This is a genomic window from Halomonas sp. AOP7-E1-9, assembly GCF_052376035.1.
In the GTDB taxonomy this organism is placed as follows: Bacteria; Pseudomonadota; Gammaproteobacteria; order Pseudomonadales; family Halomonadaceae; genus Vreelandella; species Vreelandella citrativorans.
This window is the reverse complement of the sequence record NZ_JBQSVC010000023.1, coordinates 23,109-39,851: the sequence shown is the minus strand read 5'-3', so window position 1 is coordinate 39,851 and position 16,743 is coordinate 23,109. Positions and strand designations below refer to the sequence as shown.

The 16,743-nt window shown below is 55.7% G+C and carries 16 protein-coding genes; 5 read left to right on the top strand and 11 right to left on the bottom strand.

Annotation, left to right across the window (positions count from 1 at the left end):
* Positions 1–19: 19 nt before the first annotated feature.
* Complete coding sequence (locus ACT3R4_RS12895) at positions 20–1,129, bottom strand: S-(hydroxymethyl)glutathione dehydrogenase/class III alcohol dehydrogenase (RefSeq protein WP_193054474.1); 1,110 nt, start codon at positions 1,127–1,129, stop codon at positions 20–22.
* A gap of 160 nt (positions 1,130–1,289) precedes the next feature.
* On the opposite strand from ACT3R4_RS12895, the gene ACT3R4_RS12890 reads away from it, so the two are divergent.
* Both ACT3R4_RS12890 and ACT3R4_RS12885 read left to right on the top strand, forming a co-directional pair.
* Entirely contained in the window at positions 1,290–2,186 is an 897-nt protein-coding gene (locus ACT3R4_RS12890; RefSeq protein WP_172117520.1) for a LysR family transcriptional regulator, read from the top strand.
* Positions 2,187–2,361: 175 nt separating this feature from the next.
* Positions 2,362–3,933: an AbgT family transporter gene (locus ACT3R4_RS12885; RefSeq protein WP_441679244.1), complete on the top strand. Its 1,572-nt coding sequence runs from the start codon at positions 2,362–2,364 to the stop codon at positions 3,931–3,933.
* 125 nt (positions 3,934–4,058) lie between these two features.
* On the opposite strand, the gene rpoD is transcribed toward ACT3R4_RS12885, so the two are convergent.
* The 3 genes from rpoD to rpsU all read right to left on the bottom strand — a co-directional run bounded on the left by rpoD (position 4,059) and on the right by rpsU (position 8,381).
* A complete protein-coding gene (rpoD, locus tag ACT3R4_RS12880; protein WP_172117518.1) occupies positions 4,059–5,915 on the bottom strand; it encodes an RNA polymerase sigma factor RpoD in 1,857 nt (618 codons plus the stop codon).
* Positions 5,916–6,139: 224 nt separating this feature from the next.
* A complete protein-coding gene (dnaG, locus tag ACT3R4_RS12875; RefSeq protein WP_441679245.1) occupies positions 6,140–7,990 on the bottom strand; it encodes a DNA primase in 1,851 nt (616 codons plus the stop codon).
* A 175-nt stretch (positions 7,991–8,165) separates the two neighbouring features.
* Positions 8,166–8,381, bottom strand: a complete 216-nt coding sequence (rpsU, locus tag ACT3R4_RS12870) for a 30S ribosomal protein S21 (RefSeq protein ID WP_008956349.1) — start codon at positions 8,379–8,381, stop codon at positions 8,166–8,168.
* Between the two features lie 235 nt (positions 8,382–8,616).
* On the opposite strand from rpsU, the gene tsaD reads away from it, so the two are divergent.
* Entirely contained in the window at positions 8,617–9,666 is a 1,050-nt protein-coding gene (tsaD, locus tag ACT3R4_RS12865; RefSeq protein WP_441679246.1) for a tRNA (adenosine(37)-N6)-threonylcarbamoyltransferase complex transferase subunit TsaD, read from the top strand.
* Here tsaD and plsY read toward each other — a convergent pair whose 3' ends face one another.
* Complete coding sequence (gene plsY, locus ACT3R4_RS12860; protein WP_172117515.1) at positions 9,667–10,239, bottom strand: glycerol-3-phosphate 1-O-acyltransferase PlsY; 573 nt, start codon at positions 10,237–10,239, stop codon at positions 9,667–9,669.
* Between the two features lie 78 nt (positions 10,240–10,317).
* Here plsY and folB point away from each other — a divergent pair, with 78 nt between their 5' ends.
* Together folB and folK are read left to right on the top strand one after the other, a co-directional pair.
* On the top strand, positions 10,318–10,689 hold the full coding sequence (folB, locus tag ACT3R4_RS12855) for a dihydroneopterin aldolase (RefSeq protein WP_192527421.1): 372 nt from the start codon (positions 10,318–10,320) through the stop codon (positions 10,687–10,689).
* Between the two features lie 4 nt (positions 10,690–10,693).
* Entirely contained in the window at positions 10,694–11,239 is a 546-nt protein-coding gene (gene folK / locus ACT3R4_RS12850) for a 2-amino-4-hydroxy-6-hydroxymethyldihydropteridine diphosphokinase (RefSeq protein WP_441679247.1), read from the top strand.
* A gap of 19 nt (positions 11,240–11,258) precedes the next feature.
* Here folK and ACT3R4_RS12845 read toward each other — a convergent pair whose 3' ends face one another.
* The 6 genes from ACT3R4_RS12845 to ACT3R4_RS12820 form a co-directional block, all read right to left on the bottom strand.
* Complete coding sequence (locus ACT3R4_RS12845) at positions 11,259–12,398, bottom strand: tRNA nucleotidyltransferase/poly(A) polymerase-related protein (RefSeq protein ID WP_441679248.1); 1,140 nt, start codon at positions 12,396–12,398, stop codon at positions 11,259–11,261.
* A gap of 2 nt (positions 12,399–12,400) precedes the next feature.
* Entirely contained in the window at positions 12,401–13,219 is an 819-nt protein-coding gene (locus tag ACT3R4_RS12840) for a symmetrical bis(5'-nucleosyl)-tetraphosphatase (protein ID WP_441679249.1), read from the bottom strand.
* Between the two features lie 191 nt (positions 13,220–13,410).
* Positions 13,411–13,788, bottom strand: coding sequence for a Co2+/Mg2+ efflux facilitator ApaG/CorD (apaG, locus tag ACT3R4_RS12835; RefSeq protein ID WP_193057005.1), 378 nt, complete (start codon positions 13,786–13,788; stop codon positions 13,411–13,413).
* Positions 13,785–14,615 (bottom strand): 16S rRNA (adenine(1518)-N(6)/adenine(1519)-N(6))-dimethyltransferase RsmA, encoded by an 831-nt coding sequence (rsmA, locus tag ACT3R4_RS12830; protein ID WP_087112056.1) that lies wholly within the window; start codon positions 14,613–14,615, stop codon positions 13,785–13,787. Before rsmA ends, apaG begins: the two co-directional genes overlap by 4 nt.
* 41 nt (positions 14,616–14,656) lie before the next feature.
* A complete protein-coding gene (pdxA, locus tag ACT3R4_RS12825; protein WP_441679250.1) occupies positions 14,657–15,715 on the bottom strand; it encodes a 4-hydroxythreonine-4-phosphate dehydrogenase PdxA in 1,059 nt (352 codons plus the stop codon).
* Positions 15,716–16,741 carry a peptidylprolyl isomerase gene (locus ACT3R4_RS12820; RefSeq protein ID WP_441679251.1) on the bottom strand — a complete coding sequence of 342 codons (1,026 nt, stop codon included), beginning with the start codon at positions 16,739–16,741 and terminating at the stop codon, positions 15,716–15,718.
* Between the last annotated feature and the right edge of the window lie 2 nt (positions 16,742–16,743).

Here is a 16,743-nt window from a genome sequence, read left to right as displayed (position 1 = left end):
CAGACCTGTTAATAACGACCTAGTAATGCAGAACGGTGCGGATGCTCTTGCCCGCATGCAGCAGTTCAAACGCTTCGTTGATTTTCTCAAACGGCATATCGTGAGTAATAAAATCATCAATATTAATTTCACCGTTCATGTAACGCTCAACGTAGCCTGGCAGTTCACTGCGGCCTTTCACACCACCAAACGCGGAGCCTTTCCAAACGCGCCCGGTCACCAGTTGGAACGGACGTGTGGAAATCTCTTCCCCCGCACCGGCGACGCCAATCACGATCGATTCGCCCCAGCCTTTGTGGCAGCACTCAAGCGCTGAGCGCATCACATTGACGTTACCGATACACTCAAACGAATAGTCCACGCCACCATCGGTCAAATCAACAATAACCTGCTGAATGGAGTCGCTGTAATCCTTGGGGTTTACAAAGTCAGTCGCGCCAAACTGCTTGGCCAGCTCAAACTTATCCGCATTAACATCAATGGCGATAATTCGACCCGCTTTCGCCATGACCGCGCCCTGGATTACCGCCAGACCAATCGCCCCCAAACCAAAGACTGCGACGGTAGCGCCTGGCTCTACTTTTGCAGTATTGAGTACCGCGCCAATACCGGTAGTTACGCCACAGCCCAGCAAGCAGATTTTATCCATCGGGGCTTCTTTGGAAACCGCCGCTAACGAGACTTCAGGAAGTACGGTGTATTCGCTGAACGTGGACGTTCCCATGTAGTGGTGCAGCATCTTGCCATCCAGCGAGAAGCGCGAGGTGCCGTCGGGCATTACGCCTTTACCCTGGGTGGCACGCACGCTGCCGCACAGGTTGGTTTTACCTGACAGACAGAATTTGCACTTGCCACACTCAGCGGTATATAGCGGAATAACATGGTCGCCTGGCTTGAGGCTGGTCACCCCTTCACCTACTTCCTGAACGACACCAGCGCCTTCATGACCCAGCACTGAAGGGAAGAGTCCTTCCGGGTCAGCGCCCGACAACGTATAAGCATCGGTATGACAAACGCTAGTAGCCGCCATTTTTACCAACACTTCGCCCGCTTTCGGACCTTCCACATCAATTTCAACCAGCTCAAGCGGTTTACCCGCCTCTAACGCAACGGCAGCACGTGATTTCATAGTGTCACTCCTTAAGACAGTGGCGCAGTAAGTCGCCTGAACAGATAACGTATTGCTCCAATAGCGACAGTGTAAGGTAGCTAGAGGTACTAGAAAAAGCGGGATATACTCATAATATTATTGCCACTGAGCAACAATCACCTACAACGGATGAGCCTCCATGCAGCGCTGGGATCGTGTCGAAGCCTTTATTGAAGTGGTCAGACTGGGCACATTTTCTGCGGCCGCAAACCATCTAAAAGTATCAACCTCGCATATTAGCCGCTTGGTGAGCCAACTTGAAAACCAGCTCGGCATTCAGCTTCTCTACCGTACAACGCGTCAAATACGCTTAACGGATGCAGGCGCTCTGTATATGGAGCATTGTCAACATCTGTTTGATGGATTGAAAGATGCCGAACAGGCGCTGAGCGAACTGCAGGCCAAGCCTCGAGGCCTGCTTAAGCTGACCTCAGCCACTACCTTTGGCGAACGTTATATCGCACCACTGGTGAATGAATTTCAATGCCTACATCCTGATCTTGAAGTGTACATGCATTTTACCAACCGGCCCGTTGAACTCATTGAGGAAGGCTTTGATATCGCCATTCGCATGGGCGTACTAAAGGATTCAAGCCTGATCGCCAGGCGCCTGTGCGACCGACGTGAATACGTTGTCGGCTCTCAGGATTACTTTCGCCAGACACCGCCTCCTCACACGTTGGCGGAACTTGGCCAACATCGTTGTTTGGTCGGTTCACGGCCTAATTGGCTGTTTGATAGCAACGGCCAACGCCGCGAAGTACGCGTAGAAAGCTGCTGGACGGGTAACTCCGGTCCCGCCCTGCTGGATGCCGCGCTTAAGGGCCTGGGCCTTGCCCAACTGCCTGACTATTACGTAGCACCTCACCTTGCAAGTGGCGAACTCATCGCCGTACTGGAGCCCTTTCAGCATCATGATACGGCTGTCTGGGCGGTTTACCCCCGCCACCGCCACTTATCCCCCAAGATTCGTCAATTGGTCGATTATCTGGTGGCCAATATGTCGCGAGTACTGCCGAACACGCCATCACTTTAACGCCAGAGCCGGCCTTTCGCTTGCCATAGCCCCTCCTGCGCTTACGGCATTTCATTTTTTAAATCCCGCTATACGTAAAGCCGTTTGCGCCCTTATACACTTCAAAGTAGTGTCATCTTTTAGCCCCAATGGGCTTTTTTTTGCTACAAACCTCCACTCTAACGACATAAAACTTATGACACCCCCTAAAAACCATGAAAAAAACCTAAAGCGTGGCGCGTTTACCCGCTTTCTCGATAGCGTTGAGTGGCTTGGCAACTTGCTCCCTCATCCGGTCACGCTATTTGCCATTTTATGTGTCCTTGTGGTGATAGCCAGCGGTATTGCCGGTGCCTTAGGCGTGTCAGTTGCCGACCCACGCCCCGCTAACGAGGGCGAATGGATTGCGGTTAATTCCCTCCTTAATGCCGAAGGCTTACGCCGGCTGGTCACCGAGATGGTGACAAACTTCACAGGCTTTGCGCCTTTAGGCACTGTGCTGGTTGCCATGCTGGGCGTTGGCGTAGCCGAACACTCAGGGCTACTTTCTGCCAGTATGAGAGCGTTGGTGCTTAACCGCTCACCCCGCATCGTTACCTACGCCATTGTGTTTGCGGGCATTATGTCCAACATGGCGTCCGAACTTGGCTACGTTGTACTTATTCCTCTGGCCGCCATGATCTTCCATTCGCTTGGGCGCCACCCTTTGGCGGGTCTCGCTGCAGCTTTCTGTGGTGTTTCCGGCGGCTACAGCGCCAACCTGCTCATTGGAACCGTCGACCCGCTACTTTCTGGTATTACCCAAGAGGCCGCTCGCCTACTGGACCCGGCTTATGTGGTAGGCGCTGAAGCAAACTGGTTCTTCATGTTTGTCAGCACCTTCTTTGTGACCTTGATCGGCGGCCTGGTTACCGAGCGTATCGTGGAACCGAAGCTTGGCAAATACGATGCCGCTGATGCCGATAGCGACATTGGCCAGCAGTCCATGCAAGGGCTTTCCGCTGAGGAGAAGCGGGCGCTAAAAGGCACGGGGTTTGCCACACTGGTGCTTATTGGCTTAATTGCCATGACCGTGGTACCTGAAAATGGCATATTGCGTAATCCAGAAACAGGGCTAATCAGCGGCTCGCCCTTCCTGAGCGGCATTGTGGTCATTGTAGCGGTCTCCTTCTCACTACTGGGCTTCATCTATGGGCGCCTGGCAGGCACGATGCACAATGATCGTGATGTGGTAAATGCCATGGCCAAAAGCATGAGCAGCCTTGGGCTGTATATTGTGCTGGTCTTCTTTGCCGCTCAGTTTGTGGCGCTGTTTAACTGGAGCAATTTTGGTACCGTGACGGCCGTGGCGGGCGCTGATCTGCTGGAGTCTCTTGGGCTACGTGGCCCGGGTCTGTTTGCGCTGTTTATTTTATTGTGTGCGTTCGTCAACCTGTCGCTGGGCAGCGCATCGGCGCAATGGGCGGTGACCGCTCCGATTTTCGTTCCCATGCTGATGCTGATGGGCTACGCGCCAGAGGTGATTCAGGCGGCCTACCGGATCGGTGACTCTGTCACCAACCTGATCACTCCGATGATGAGCTATTTTGGGCTGATACTGGCGGTTGCTACCCGTTATCGCAACGATATGGGCATAGGCACACTGGTCGCCTTAATGTTGCCCTATACGCTATTCATGTTGATCGGCTGGAGCTTACTGTTCTTTGTGTGGGTGTTTTTGCTGGGCCTGCCTGTTGGTCCTGGCTCTGCAACTCACTACACGCTATAACAAAGGCTCAACGGCATCAGGATTCGTGGAGTGCTTGACACTAGATAGCAAAAAGCCCGCCGTTTAAAAAACGGCGGGCTTTTTTTACGCTAGACACTAGCGCCTAAGCACTAACCTGGACTGGCTTACTCGTCCAGGAACGAGCGAAGCGGCTCAGAGCGGCTAGGGTGGCGAAGCTTGCGCAGCGCCTTGGCCTCAATCTGACGAATCCGCTCACGGGTTACGTCAAACTGCTTGCCCACTTCTTCAAGCGTGTGGTCAGTATTCATATCAATACCGAACCGCATGCGCAGTACCTTGGCTTCACGTGCGGTGAGGCCGCCCAGTACGTTACGCGTCGCTTCAATCAAGCCTTCTCCGGTGGCCATATCGATAGGCAGCAGCATGGTGCCGTCCTCGATAAAGTCGCCCAGATGCGAGTCATCATCATCACCAATCGGCGTCTCCATGGAGATAGGCTCTTTGGCAATTTTAAGCACCTTACGTACCTTGTCTTCGGGCATTTCAAGACGTTCGCCGAGCTCTTCCGGGGTCGGTTCGCGGCCCATTTCCTGCAGCATTTGGCGCGACACGCGGTTAAGCTTGTTGATCGTCTCGATCATGTGAACCGGAATACGGATCGTCCGTGCCTGGTCGGCAATTGAGCGGGTAATCGCCTGACGAATCCACCAGGTCGCATAAGTAGAGAACTTATAACCCCGACGGTATTCGAACTTATCCACTGCCTTCATCAAACCGATATTGCCTTCCTGAATCAAATCAAGGAATTGAAGACCACGGTTGGTGTACTTCTTGGCAATCGAGATAACCAGACGCAGGTTGGCCTCAACCATCTCTTTCTTGGCGCGGCGTGCTTTTGCCTCACCAATCGACAGCTTGCGGTTCACCTCTTTCAAATCCGCCACGGTGAGCTGCACCATGTCTTCTTCGAAAGCAATTTTACGCTGCGAACGGGCGATATCAGAACGTAACGGCTCAAGACGGTCAGCGTATTTGGGCTGCGCTTCCTGGAACGCATCCAACCACTTGGGGTTAGATTCGCTACCCGGGAACGATTTGATAAACGTCTTGCGCGGCACTTTGGCTTTTTTAACACAAAGCTGCATGACCGCTTTTTCCTGGGCACGCACTTGCTCAACACTAATACGTACCTGGCCTACCAGGCGTTCAAAGTGTTTCGGCACCAGTTTGATCGGCGAGAACAATTCGGCAAGACGAGCCTGCTCGGCTTTCAGCTCGGCGCTGCCGCGACCGTGCTTGGTAAGCGCCGCTCCGGCTAACGCATTTTGCTCGCGAATTTGCTCAAAACGCGCCCGCGCCTCTTCAGGGTCCGGACCGCCTTCGCTGGCGTTGGAATCTTCGTCATCCTCCTCGCCATCGCTGTCGCCGTCTTCGTCGTCGCTTAAGTCGGTGGCTACCTCAGGTTCAGGCACATCCGCTTCGGCAACGCCGGGGATACCTTCATCGGGGTCGATAAACCCTGAGAAAAGATCCGACAGACGGCCAGGCGCTTCTTCATCCTGAGTAGCGTCGTAAGCATCCAGAATGGAGGCGACAGCCCCTGGCAAGTAGGCCAGTGCCGACATGACTTCACGTGTACCCTCTTCAATCCGCTTGGCAATTTCGATTTCGCCTTCACGGGTCAAGAGTTCTACTGTGCCCATTTCACGCATGTACATGCGGACTGGGTCTGTGGTGCGACCCACGTCGCTTTCCACGGCAGCGAGTGCCGCAACGGCCTCTTCCGCAGCGGACTCGTCCGTGGAGTGATCCGACATCATCAAAGTGTCTTCATCAGGCGCTTCTTCAGCGACACGGATACCCATGTCGTTGATCATGCCAATGATGTCTTCCACTTGATCCGGGTCGGCGATATCCTCGGGTAGATGGTCGTTGACCTCGGCATACGTCAGGTAACCCTGCTCTTTGCCGCGCGCGATCAACTCCTTCAGACGTGACTGCTGCTGCGCATTTCCAGCCATAGAAACCCTATCTCGACGAAGAAGAATGAAACACCTGGAGCGCTGAATCGATTAAACTCAACAAGCCGAACAGTATAGCGTAAATAGCTGTATTTTTTCCAGCGAAACGTATTTGCGCGGTCATTCAGGTGTGTTAGGTTGTTCGGTTAGGCCAGCCCTTGGTGACTGACCCTATATCTGGTGTTGGTGAGGGAAAAATTCAACCCCCTCTCTCCGAACACCGGTCAAAACCGCTGGGCCAACTCGACTACCAAGCCGGCCAAGCGCTGACGCTGCTGTTTATCCAATTTCTGCCCAGCGCGTTCCTGAGCCAACAACGCCTCGTACTCTTCCTGGGGCGAGCGCTTACGTTGCTTCTGCTGCAAGTGCTCAACCAACCCCCTTAACTCTGCTTCTCGTGCTGCCTTGGGGATCAATAACTCCCGCGCGGCAAACTCTGCCAGCACCGCGCCCTGTGGCGTACCCTGAAAATGCGCCAGCACGACCTGCGGACTGCGATAGCGTCCGGCCTGCAAGAGCACGATCAAATCGCGACAGAGCGGCGTATCCGCATCATCAGGCAGCCACTCCAGATTATCCGGCAAGGCTGACACTACGCTCGGCTCGTGCAGCAGAAGCTGCACGATGCGCCCAACGGGCGTAAGCACCCGGTTACGTGCACGTGACGTAGCTCCAGTAGAGCCCGCCTTTACAGTACTTGTCTGCTCCGCGCTATCTTCGACAACAGGTTCAGCCGCCTCCCAATACGCTTGCCCCTTGGGTGCCGCTGTGCGCTTATCCAACAGCGCTTGCAACTGCTGTTGCGCCAAGCCACTGCGCTTGGCAAGCGCTTCAAGCAGTAACGATTTGAGCATGCCATCAGGTACTTTGTTCAACGCTTCAAGCACCTGGCTTGCAAATCGCTCGCGCCCCTCCACCGTGTTTAAATCACGGCCCTGAGCCGCCTGCTCAAACAAAAACTCCGACAGCGGCATCGCGCAGGTAACACGATCCTTAAACGCTTCGGCGCCTTCACGACGCACCAGCGTATCCGGGTCATCACCTTCTGCCAGAAATAGAAAACGCGCCTCACGGCCGTCAATCATCAACGGCAGCGCGGTTTCCAGCGCTCGACTGGCGGCCTGGCGGCCGGCGCGGTCGCCGTCAAAGCAGAACACCACTCGGCTGACCAAACGAAACAGACGGCTTAGATGATCTTCGGTCGTCGCGGTTCCCAGCGTAGCCACCGCGTTATGGATGCCGTACTGCGCAAGCGCCACAACGTCCATATAGCCTTCTACCATCACCAGCTGTTCAAGCTTGCTGGATGCCTGGCGCGCCTCATAAAGCCCATAAAGCTCGCGCCCTTTATGAAACACTGGGGTTTCTGGTGAGTTGAGGTATTTGGGCTGCTCGTCGCCCATCACTCGCCCACCAAATGCAATCGTCCGCCCTCGTAGATCGCGGATCGGAAACATCACCCGATCCCGAAAACGATCGTAAGTACGCCCCGTATCTTCACGATGAATCAACAGGCCATACTCAATCTGGACAGGTTCTGATATCTCCCGCTCACCAAGGTGCTGCTTGAGCGCTTCCCAACCGCCAGGCGCGTAGCCTATGCCGTAGGCACTGATCACCTCAGCAGAAAGCCCTCGGTTTTCCAGATATTGCTGGGCGCCTTGCCCTTCGCGCATTTTAAGACGCTCGCGATAAAAGCTTGCCGCAAGCTCGAGCAGGTTAACGCCCTCTTTGCGCTTTTTTTCACGCTGATGCGCACGCGGGTCGTCAGCGCCTTCGCGTGGCACGTCAAGACCCAGCCGCCCGGCCAACTGCTCCACCGCTTCAGGAAACGGCAATTTGTCGTATTCCATCAAGAAGCGTAGTGCATTCCCATGCACGCCACAGCCAAAGCAGTGATAAAACTGTTTATCAGCACTTACCGTAAACGAAGGCGTTTTTTCCTGATGAAAAGGGCAAAGACCCGAGTAGTTCCGGCCAGCCTTTTTAAGCTGCACACGCTCACCAACCACTTCCACCACGTCAACGCGGCTAAGCAAATCGTCAATAAAACGCTGGGGAATCTGGCCTGCCATTTACAACGGCACCCTCGCGCATGTGCGCTAAACGCTTGCTTAACGTCATCTGGCGGACTGCCCAATCACCTTAAACAGCGTAGAAAACTGAAAAAACAAACGGCCACCTAGTGGCGGCCGCTTGGCATCCCTCTTGAGACAACCAGCTAACCGCTCTGGCTCTCTCGGGTACGGATCAATAGAGCCGTTCGAAACGCTTTTGCTCACGCTGAACTTTCTTGGCGTGGCGTTTTACGGCAGCTGCCGCTTTGCGTTTACGCTCAGCAGTCGGCTTCTCATAGTGCTCGCGACGGCGTACTTCAGAAAGAACACCAGCTTTTTCGCAAGAACGCTTGAAGCGACGCAGGGCGACGTCAAACGGCTCGTTATCACGTACTTTTACAGAAGGCATTAAGCACTCACCTACCTTAAGGAGTCTTGAGTTCGAAAGTACGTACACCATCATCGCATTATTGCGAAGAACATAGCGTACGACCCAGTTTTTACAGCGCACGATAGTTTAGTCGTGGTTGGCAATGATTGCAAACTGCACCCCTGACATTGTGTAATCAATGCCACCTTTATGGGCGTTAGACATGTTAAAATTTTGCCTTATGCAATCTGTTAGCCCTCTGTAGAGACTTCCTATGCGTGTGCTTGGCATCGAAACTTCCTGCGACGAAACCGGCGTTGCTCTTTATGACACCTCCCGCTCAGGGGGCGATGGCCTGCTGGCCGATGCGCTGTATAGCCAAATTGCCATGCACGCCGAGTATGGCGGCGTGGTACCCGAGCTTGCCTCACGGGACCACACGCGCAAGCTGCTCCCTTTGATTGAGCAAATGTTAAGTGATGCCAAGCTGACAAGAGACGATTTAGAGGGTATTGCCTATACCGCAGGCCCGGGGTTGGTAGGCGCGCTCATGGTGGGTGCCAGTACGGCCCACGGTATGGCCCGTGCACTAGGCATTCCGGTATTGGGCGTGCACCACATGGAAGGTCATCTACTCGCTCCCATGCTGGAAGACGATGCGCCAGCGTTTCCTTTTGTGGCCCTACTGGTATCTGGTGGTCATACCCAGTTGGTGGAAGTCCAAGGACTTGGAAGCTATCAGCTATTGGGTGAATCCGTTGATGATGCGGCCGGTGAAGCGTTTGATAAAGCCGCTAAAATGCTCGGCCTTGCTTATCCCGGCGGCCCGTTGGTGGCCAAGCTTGCCGAACAGGGCGACCCCAAACGATTTCGTTTTCCACGTCCGATGACTGACCGGCCGGGGCTTAATTTCAGTTTCTCAGGGTTAAAAACACATACCTTAACGGCCATACGTCAGTTGGAAGCGGCTGGCGAGCTTGACGAGCAGGCGCGCGCTGATGTGGCCCGCGCCTTTGAAGAAGCCGTAGTCGATACACTGGTCATCAAATGCCGACGGGCGCTGGACCAAACGGGGTTAAAACGGCTGGTGGTGGCTGGCGGGGTGAGTGCCAATCACCGGTTGCGTGAGCGCTTGGCACTTGAGTGTCAAAAACGTCAGGCAAAGGCCTACTATCCTCGCGGCCGGTTCTGCACGGATAACGGTGCCATGATCGCGTACGTGGGCGCGCAGCGCCTGGCCGCTGGCGAACAGGACAAGGATGGCGTTATGCAGGCTACGCCGCGCTGGCCGCTTGATCAGTTGACGCCTCCCAACGCCGAATAATTAGCGACGCCCCAGGCGCGGCTCATCGCCGCGTCTTAATCTGCGAATATTAAGCCCATGACGCAGCAGCACCAGTAGACTCAAGCCGCCCACTACGCCCACATAAGCAGGCGCCAGCCAGATACAGGCAAGCGGCGCCACCAGCGCGCTTAACAAGGAAGCCATTGCCGCGGTTTTTAAGCGCCACGCCAGCAAGGTCCACACCCCCACGCTCACCAGCGCAACACCCGGGGTCAGCACCAGCAACACGCCCAGCGCGCTGGCGACGGCCTTTCCACCACGAAATCCATACCATACCGGGTAGCTATGCCCCAGTAATACCGCCAGCCCAATCAGCCCCTGCCAACTGACCGGTAACGCCATTAATTTACTGGCAAGCACTATGGGTACGCCTTTTAACGCATCCAGCAAAAGCGTGGCGCCCGCCAAGCGCGGCCCATAAAGGCGTAACACGTTAGAAAAACCGGGATTACCGGAGCCACAGCGACGAGGATCGCCCACTCCCGCTATCCGGCAAACACTAATCGCTGCCAGCCAACTGCCGCTTAAATAGCCGAACACTAACCACGCCATGGCGCCTTTTCCATCCTACTGTCGTTTCGTTTCATCCTAACGTACAATCGCCCGCTTGTTGTCGCCGAGGAAGAGCTTGTGGACCGCATTTTGATCGAAGCACTCAAGGTAGACACCGTGATTGGTGTTTACGATTGGGAACGCACCATTCAACAGTCGCTTAGCCTGGACTTAACCCTGGCGACCGATATTCGCCCGGCTGCCGCTACTGACGATTTAAGCTTAACGCTAGACTATGCGGCTATTTGCCAGCGTATCCAACGATTCGCTGACACGCATCAATTCGCGCTGGTGGAGACCTTCGCGGAACGCTTGGCTGACTGCCTGCGCAGCGAGTTTTCCATTACCTGGTTACGCTTGCGGGTGCGTAAACCCGGCGCGGTGCCGCAAGCGGCGAGCGTAGGCCTTGAAATTACACGTGGCGAGCTACCGGAGGCCACAAGGACATAATCTCATGAGCCTGGTTACCGTCAGTTTAGGCAGCAATATTGATCCTGTGCGTCATATCCGCCTGTGTCTCGATGCACTTTTCGATACCTTCGGGCCTTTAAATGTCTCGCGCGTTTTTGAAAGCGAGCCGGTTGGTTTTAGCGATACCCGTAATTTTTATAACCTGGTAGTGGCCTTCGAAAGTAACTGGTCGCCGAGTGAATTACAGGCATGGGCCAAGGCTTTGGAAATTATTCATGGCCGTACGCAGGGCTTGGACAAATACAACCCTAAAGCGCTGGATATCGACCTGCTAACGGTGGGCAACCTGCAGGGCGTCGTTGAAGGTGTTGCACTGCCCCGCGCCGAGATGACCGAAAGCGCATTCGTGTTACAGCCCTTGGCGGAGCTGCTACCTAACGAACGGCACCCGGCTTGCAACACGCCTTACGCCACACTTTGGAATAATTTTTCGCTGGGAAATCAGCGGCTTTGGGCGGTAGATTTTACCTGGGGCAGCGCCTGGATATCGCACGCGGAGCCTGCGCTCTGTACGTCCCAGGCTCGCTAAACCTCTTCTGATTGGCTAATCATTCGCTTAACGCATCACTGACTGCTTGCTGGCGCTGTTCACGTAGCGCCTGGCCTAATTCAGCCCCCTTGAATCCTTGAGCGATTAGCCCCTGCGGGCTAACGCTGCGTGCCGCCTGCCAAGCAGCCTGTAGCGGCTGGGCATACTCTTTTTCAATAACACCGGCACTTTCAACCACACCGGCTAACGTGAGCTGTGTGGCGACCTGGTCAGGCTTACGAAAACCATCCAGGCGCTCCAGCCAATGCAGCACCGCTACCGCCTCTAAGGGCTCTTTTAGTAGCGAAAGCGTCAACGCGACATAGCGCGCCAACTGCGCTACGGCATTGGGTAAACGTAGCGTTGACGCCAATGCCTCGCGCCCCGCATCGTCCAGCACACTCACCAGTAATGCATAGCGCCAATGTGCCAGCGGCGTTGAGCTATCGTCAGGCACGTATTGCAGTGCGGCCAAGCCGCTCTGCAGTTTTTCTGCTGAGAACGGCCACCATATTGCCAGCGCTTCACACTGCGCCAACGTCGTGAAGTAAGCTTCGGGGCTGGGTTCACCCAAGGCTTTTTCGGTTTCGACCCATACCCGTTCAGCGGCTAAATGCTCAAGCTCACCACTGCGGCTAACCTCGGTCATCAGTGCCAAGGTTTCAGAGGCGATAGAGAACCCCAGCGACGCATAGCGGGCTAAAAAACGTGCCGTACGCAGCACCCGCAGCGGGTCTTCACCAAACGCAGAGGAAATATGCCGCAGCACGCGTTGTTCGATATCCTTCTGGCCATCAAAGGGGTCAATCAGCGGCCCATCGACCCGTTGCGCAATGGCATTCACGGTCAGGTCGCGGCGCAGCAGATCCTCTTCCAGCGTTACTTCGGGGCTGGCATGCACTTCAAACCCCGAATATCCGTGTCCGGTTTTTCGCTCCGTACGCGCCAGCGCATACTCCTCCGCTGTATCAGGGTGCAAAAACACCGGAAAATCTCGCCCCACCGGCTTAAAGCCGCGCTGGCGCATAGCCTCTGGGGTAGCGCCCACCACCACCCAGTCGTTATCATACACTGGCCAGCCCAGCAGCGCATCGCGAACAGCGCCGCCCACGCGGTATACGTCCAGCCCGGCAATGCGCGGATCATTTGAGTGCGCCATCACTACCGCCCTCCTCGTTGCTGGCTGGGTACGCTCATTCGCTCACCGGTATCTATATTAAGCGCGGTTAACGCCCCACCCCACACGCAGCCCGTATCCAACGCGTCTACCCGAACCCTGGCGCCCCGAGTCTTTCCTTCTAGCGCGGCCCAGTGCCCAAACAGGAGGTGAGGGTCGTCGTCACGGGCATACTGAAACCACGGCGCAAAGCCAGGCGGGGTGCTAGCGAGTCCCTCTTTAGCAGCAAACTCCAGCCGCCCTTGGCTGTCAATAAATCGCATACGTGCCATAGCGTTAACAATAAAGCGCAGCCGGTCCATTCCCTCCAGGTCCTCTCGCCAACGATCAGGCTGATTACCAAAAAGCTCGGTCAAGAAATGCCCTGACTGCTCGCTGGCAAGCGCTTGCTCAACCTCACGGCTATAAGCGACAGCCTGCTCTATGCGCCACTGAGGCAGCAAACCGGCATGCGTCATTAGGGTATTGCCTTGCTGCACTGCAAGCGGCTGGCACTGCAGCCAATCCAGCAGTTGCTCGCGATCTGGCGCATTAAGAATATCGTTGAGGGTATCGTGCTTTTTTTGCCTACCGCCGCCACGCGCGACCACCAACAGATGAAAGTCGTGGTTGCCCAGCACACAGCGTACCGAGCCGCCCAGTGCGTGCGCTTCGCGTAAACACTCAAGGGAGCCTAGCCCACGGTTGATCACATCGCCCACCAGCCACAAAGTGTCGTGCGAGGGATTAAAGTTCAGGGCTTCAAGTAGCGTCATAAACTCGGCGTAACAGCCATGCAAATCGCCAATCGCGTAGGTACTCATGCGCGGGCCTTATATAAACGAGGGCATTAAACATGCATATTAAAACGCGCACATTACACATGCTGCGCGGTGTATGATTGCGCACTGAGCGCCTGTCCTGGCAAGAGCCCCATACCAAACCAGCACTGTCTGGCCGTCAGACTGAACTCAACAATGCTTTAATGCAGTATTCGCGATGGTGATCACTAACGTTAGTGCAACTGACGCGGCACAGCCAAGCGAAAAGGCGCTACGGGCACTTCAAAGGCACGCTGGGTATAGGTGTTCAACAACGTATAGGCACCTTCCATCACGCCCACCGGTGTTTGCAAAATCGCCCGACTGGTATAGCGAAAGCGCTGACCGGGGCCGATTAATGGCTGCTGCCCGACCACGCCCTTACCGCGCACTTCCTGACTATCGCCGCTGCCCTGGGTGATTTTCCAGTAACGTGCCATCAGCTGTACGCTATGCGGGCTTTGATTATGCACCGTCACGGTATAGCTAAATACGTAGCGTGATTCCACATCGCTGGACTCTTCGGCACAATATTCAGGCGTTACACTGACGTCGATGGCTAAACCACTCACCCGTTTTCACTCCCATCACTACCTGGCCTTTCATCAGCAGCCACGCGGTTAGCAATGGTTACATACTCGGCAACCGTTAGCGTTTGCGGGCGGCGCGTGGGGTCAATACCCAGCGCTTCTAACGTTTCAGGACTGACGCGTCCTTTAAAGTTATTACGTAAGGTTTTACGACGTTGGCCAAAGGCTAGCTTTACCAGCTCAAACAGGAGTGCCGGGTCGTCGGCTACGTGCGGCAAACTTGCGTGCGGCGTGAGGCGCACAATGGCAGAGTCAACTTTAGGCCGGGGCACAAAGGCCTCGGGCGGTACGATAAACAGCTGGTCGACGTGGCAGTAGTACTGCGCCATCACAGAAAGCCGCCCCCAATCCGTACCGCCTGGCTGGGCAGCCAGCCGTTCAACGACCTCTTTTTGGAGCATGAAGTGCATGTCGGCAATCGCATTACCGGCTGTGAGCAGATGCACGATCAGAGGTGTTGAGATGTTATAGGGCAGGTTGCCGACGACACGCAGGGCGGGGCCATCGCCTTTCAGCGCCGCGAAGTCAAACTTCAGCGCATCGCCTTCATGGATAATAAAGTCGGGGTAGTTGAAGAACTGCACGCGTAGACCAGGAATCAAATCGCGGTCCAGCTCAATCACCTCAAGCTTCCCTGCCGCCTCAAGCAGTGGCGCGGTCAGCGCGCCTTGGCCCGGCCCAATTTCAACAAGACGGTCGCCTTCCCGCGGCCCAATAGAGCGCACAATACGCGAGATGATACCCAGGTCACGTAGAAAGTTTTGACCGAAGCGTTTGCGAGCACGGTGCTGCTGGGGCACTTGAGACATCTAACAGAATTCCTTGGAGGTATTTTTCAATCGTGGAGGCGTTACGCCTGGCGGGCCGTTTGGGCGCGCTGTTCGGCAAGACGCCGAGCAAGCGATAGTGCAACGCGCAGGCTACCAGGGTCAGCCACGCCTTTACCCGCGAGGTCAAGCGCGGTGCCGTGGTCTACCGACGTACGCACTAGCGGCAAGCCCAGCGTGATATTAGCAGCTTGACCAAAGCCAGCATACTTAAGTACGGCCAAGCCCTGGTCATGGTACATCGCCAGCACGGCATCAACACCCGCCAAGTGGCGAGGCGTAAACAGCGTATCGGCAGGTAAAGGGCCTTGAATATCCAGCCCTTGTGCACGCAGGGATTCAAGCGCGGGGATAATCGTCTCTTGCTCCTCATGGCCCAAATGGCCATCTTCGCCCGCGTGAGGATTTAGCCCGCACACGGCAATACGCGGCGAGGCAATACCAAACTGATGCACCAGATCATCGGCCAGCAAGCGGCTAATCCGGGTTACCCGCGCGACGGTAATCGCATCGGCAACCTGGCGCAGCGGCAAGTGTGTGGTGACCAATGCAACGCGAAGATCACCACTGCCTTGCCAGTCCGGTGCGTTGGCGTGTAACGCGGCATCGGTTGCCAGCATCATCACGACCTCATCAACACCGCAGGCATCACGCAACCACTCTGTATGCCCTGTGAACCCTGGGTAGCCGCCTTCAATGATGACGCCTTTATGCAGCGGTGCGGTGACAATGGCGGCCGCCTGGCCTGCCTGACAGGCCGCCACGGCCAGCTCAAGCGTGGCAAGCACATACCCTGCATTGGCCGGGTTAAGCACGCCAGGCGTTGCGGGCTCATTCAACGCTACGGGCCAAACGGGTAACTGCCCCGCGCAAGCGGCTACTTCCTGGCCTGGGCTTGTTTCCACCAGTGCCACATCAAGCTCTAGCGCAGCGGCCCGCTGGCGCAACATATCGGCATCACCAATGGCGACGGCCTGCGCCGGCAGGTGGCCCTGTGCGGCCAGCATAAGCACTAGCTCAGGCCCAATACCCGCAGGCTCTCCCGTGGTAATCAGCAGCGGAAGGTCAGCGATTTGGCTCATTTAAAGGCGAACATCCACAAAGGCTTCCGCGCGAATTTCCTGCTGCCAGACTTGCAGCTCTTCATTGGCGCGGCGCTGGAAAATGGCCTGACGCACTTGCTCCTGGCGGCTCTCATTGGTCACGTTCTGACGACGACGCTCTTCAACTTCAATTACGTGGTAGCCGAACTGTGAGCGCACTGGCTCGGAGATTTGGTTAACGTTCAGCGTCTGCAATGCTTCCTCAAACGCCGGTACGGTTTGGCCAGGACGCACCCAACCCAGCTCGCCACCGTTAAGCGCACTGCCGCTGTCGTCACTAAACTCACGTGCTACGGAGGCAAAGTCAGCGCCTTGCTGTAAACGCTGACGCACCTCCTGGGCCCGGGCACGCGCCTGCTCTTCACTGCGCGTTGGCGTTAGCTCAACCAGTACGTGACGTGCGCGGATCTCTTCGACAAACGCCTGATCGCTATTTTGATTGCCCTGTTGATCAAGCACGCGCTGAACATCACGGTCGCTGACCGATACGCGCTGACCAACCTGGCGCTGCTGCACTTGGCGCATCAACATTTCACGGCGAATGTCTTCACGCACCTCAGCAAGCGTCATGCCATCGGCTTCTACCGCGTTTGCGAACTGATCCAACGTCATGTTGTTGGATTCAGCAATCGTACGCAGCTGACGGTTCAGCTCGGTATCATCGATGCTTAGATTGTTGCGATTTGCCAGCTGTAACTGGATTTCATCCAGTATCATCCGTTCAAGCACTTGCGCCTGAAGCGCAGAGCCTGGCGGAAGCGAGCCCCCCTGAGCTTGCGCTTGCTGCTCTATCTGAGCAACACGATCGTCGAGTTCACTTCGCATAATAACGCCATCGTTAACCACGGCAACGATGCTATCGATCGGCTGGCGCTGGGTGGACTCAAAATTCTGCGCTTGCGTTACCAGTGGAGCGGCAAGCGTGCCTGCGCCCATGCACAGCGCGATAACGCTCGCGGCCGACATCGTTTTTGCATGAGCTAGCAGCATATTTCTGGTTTTCATAA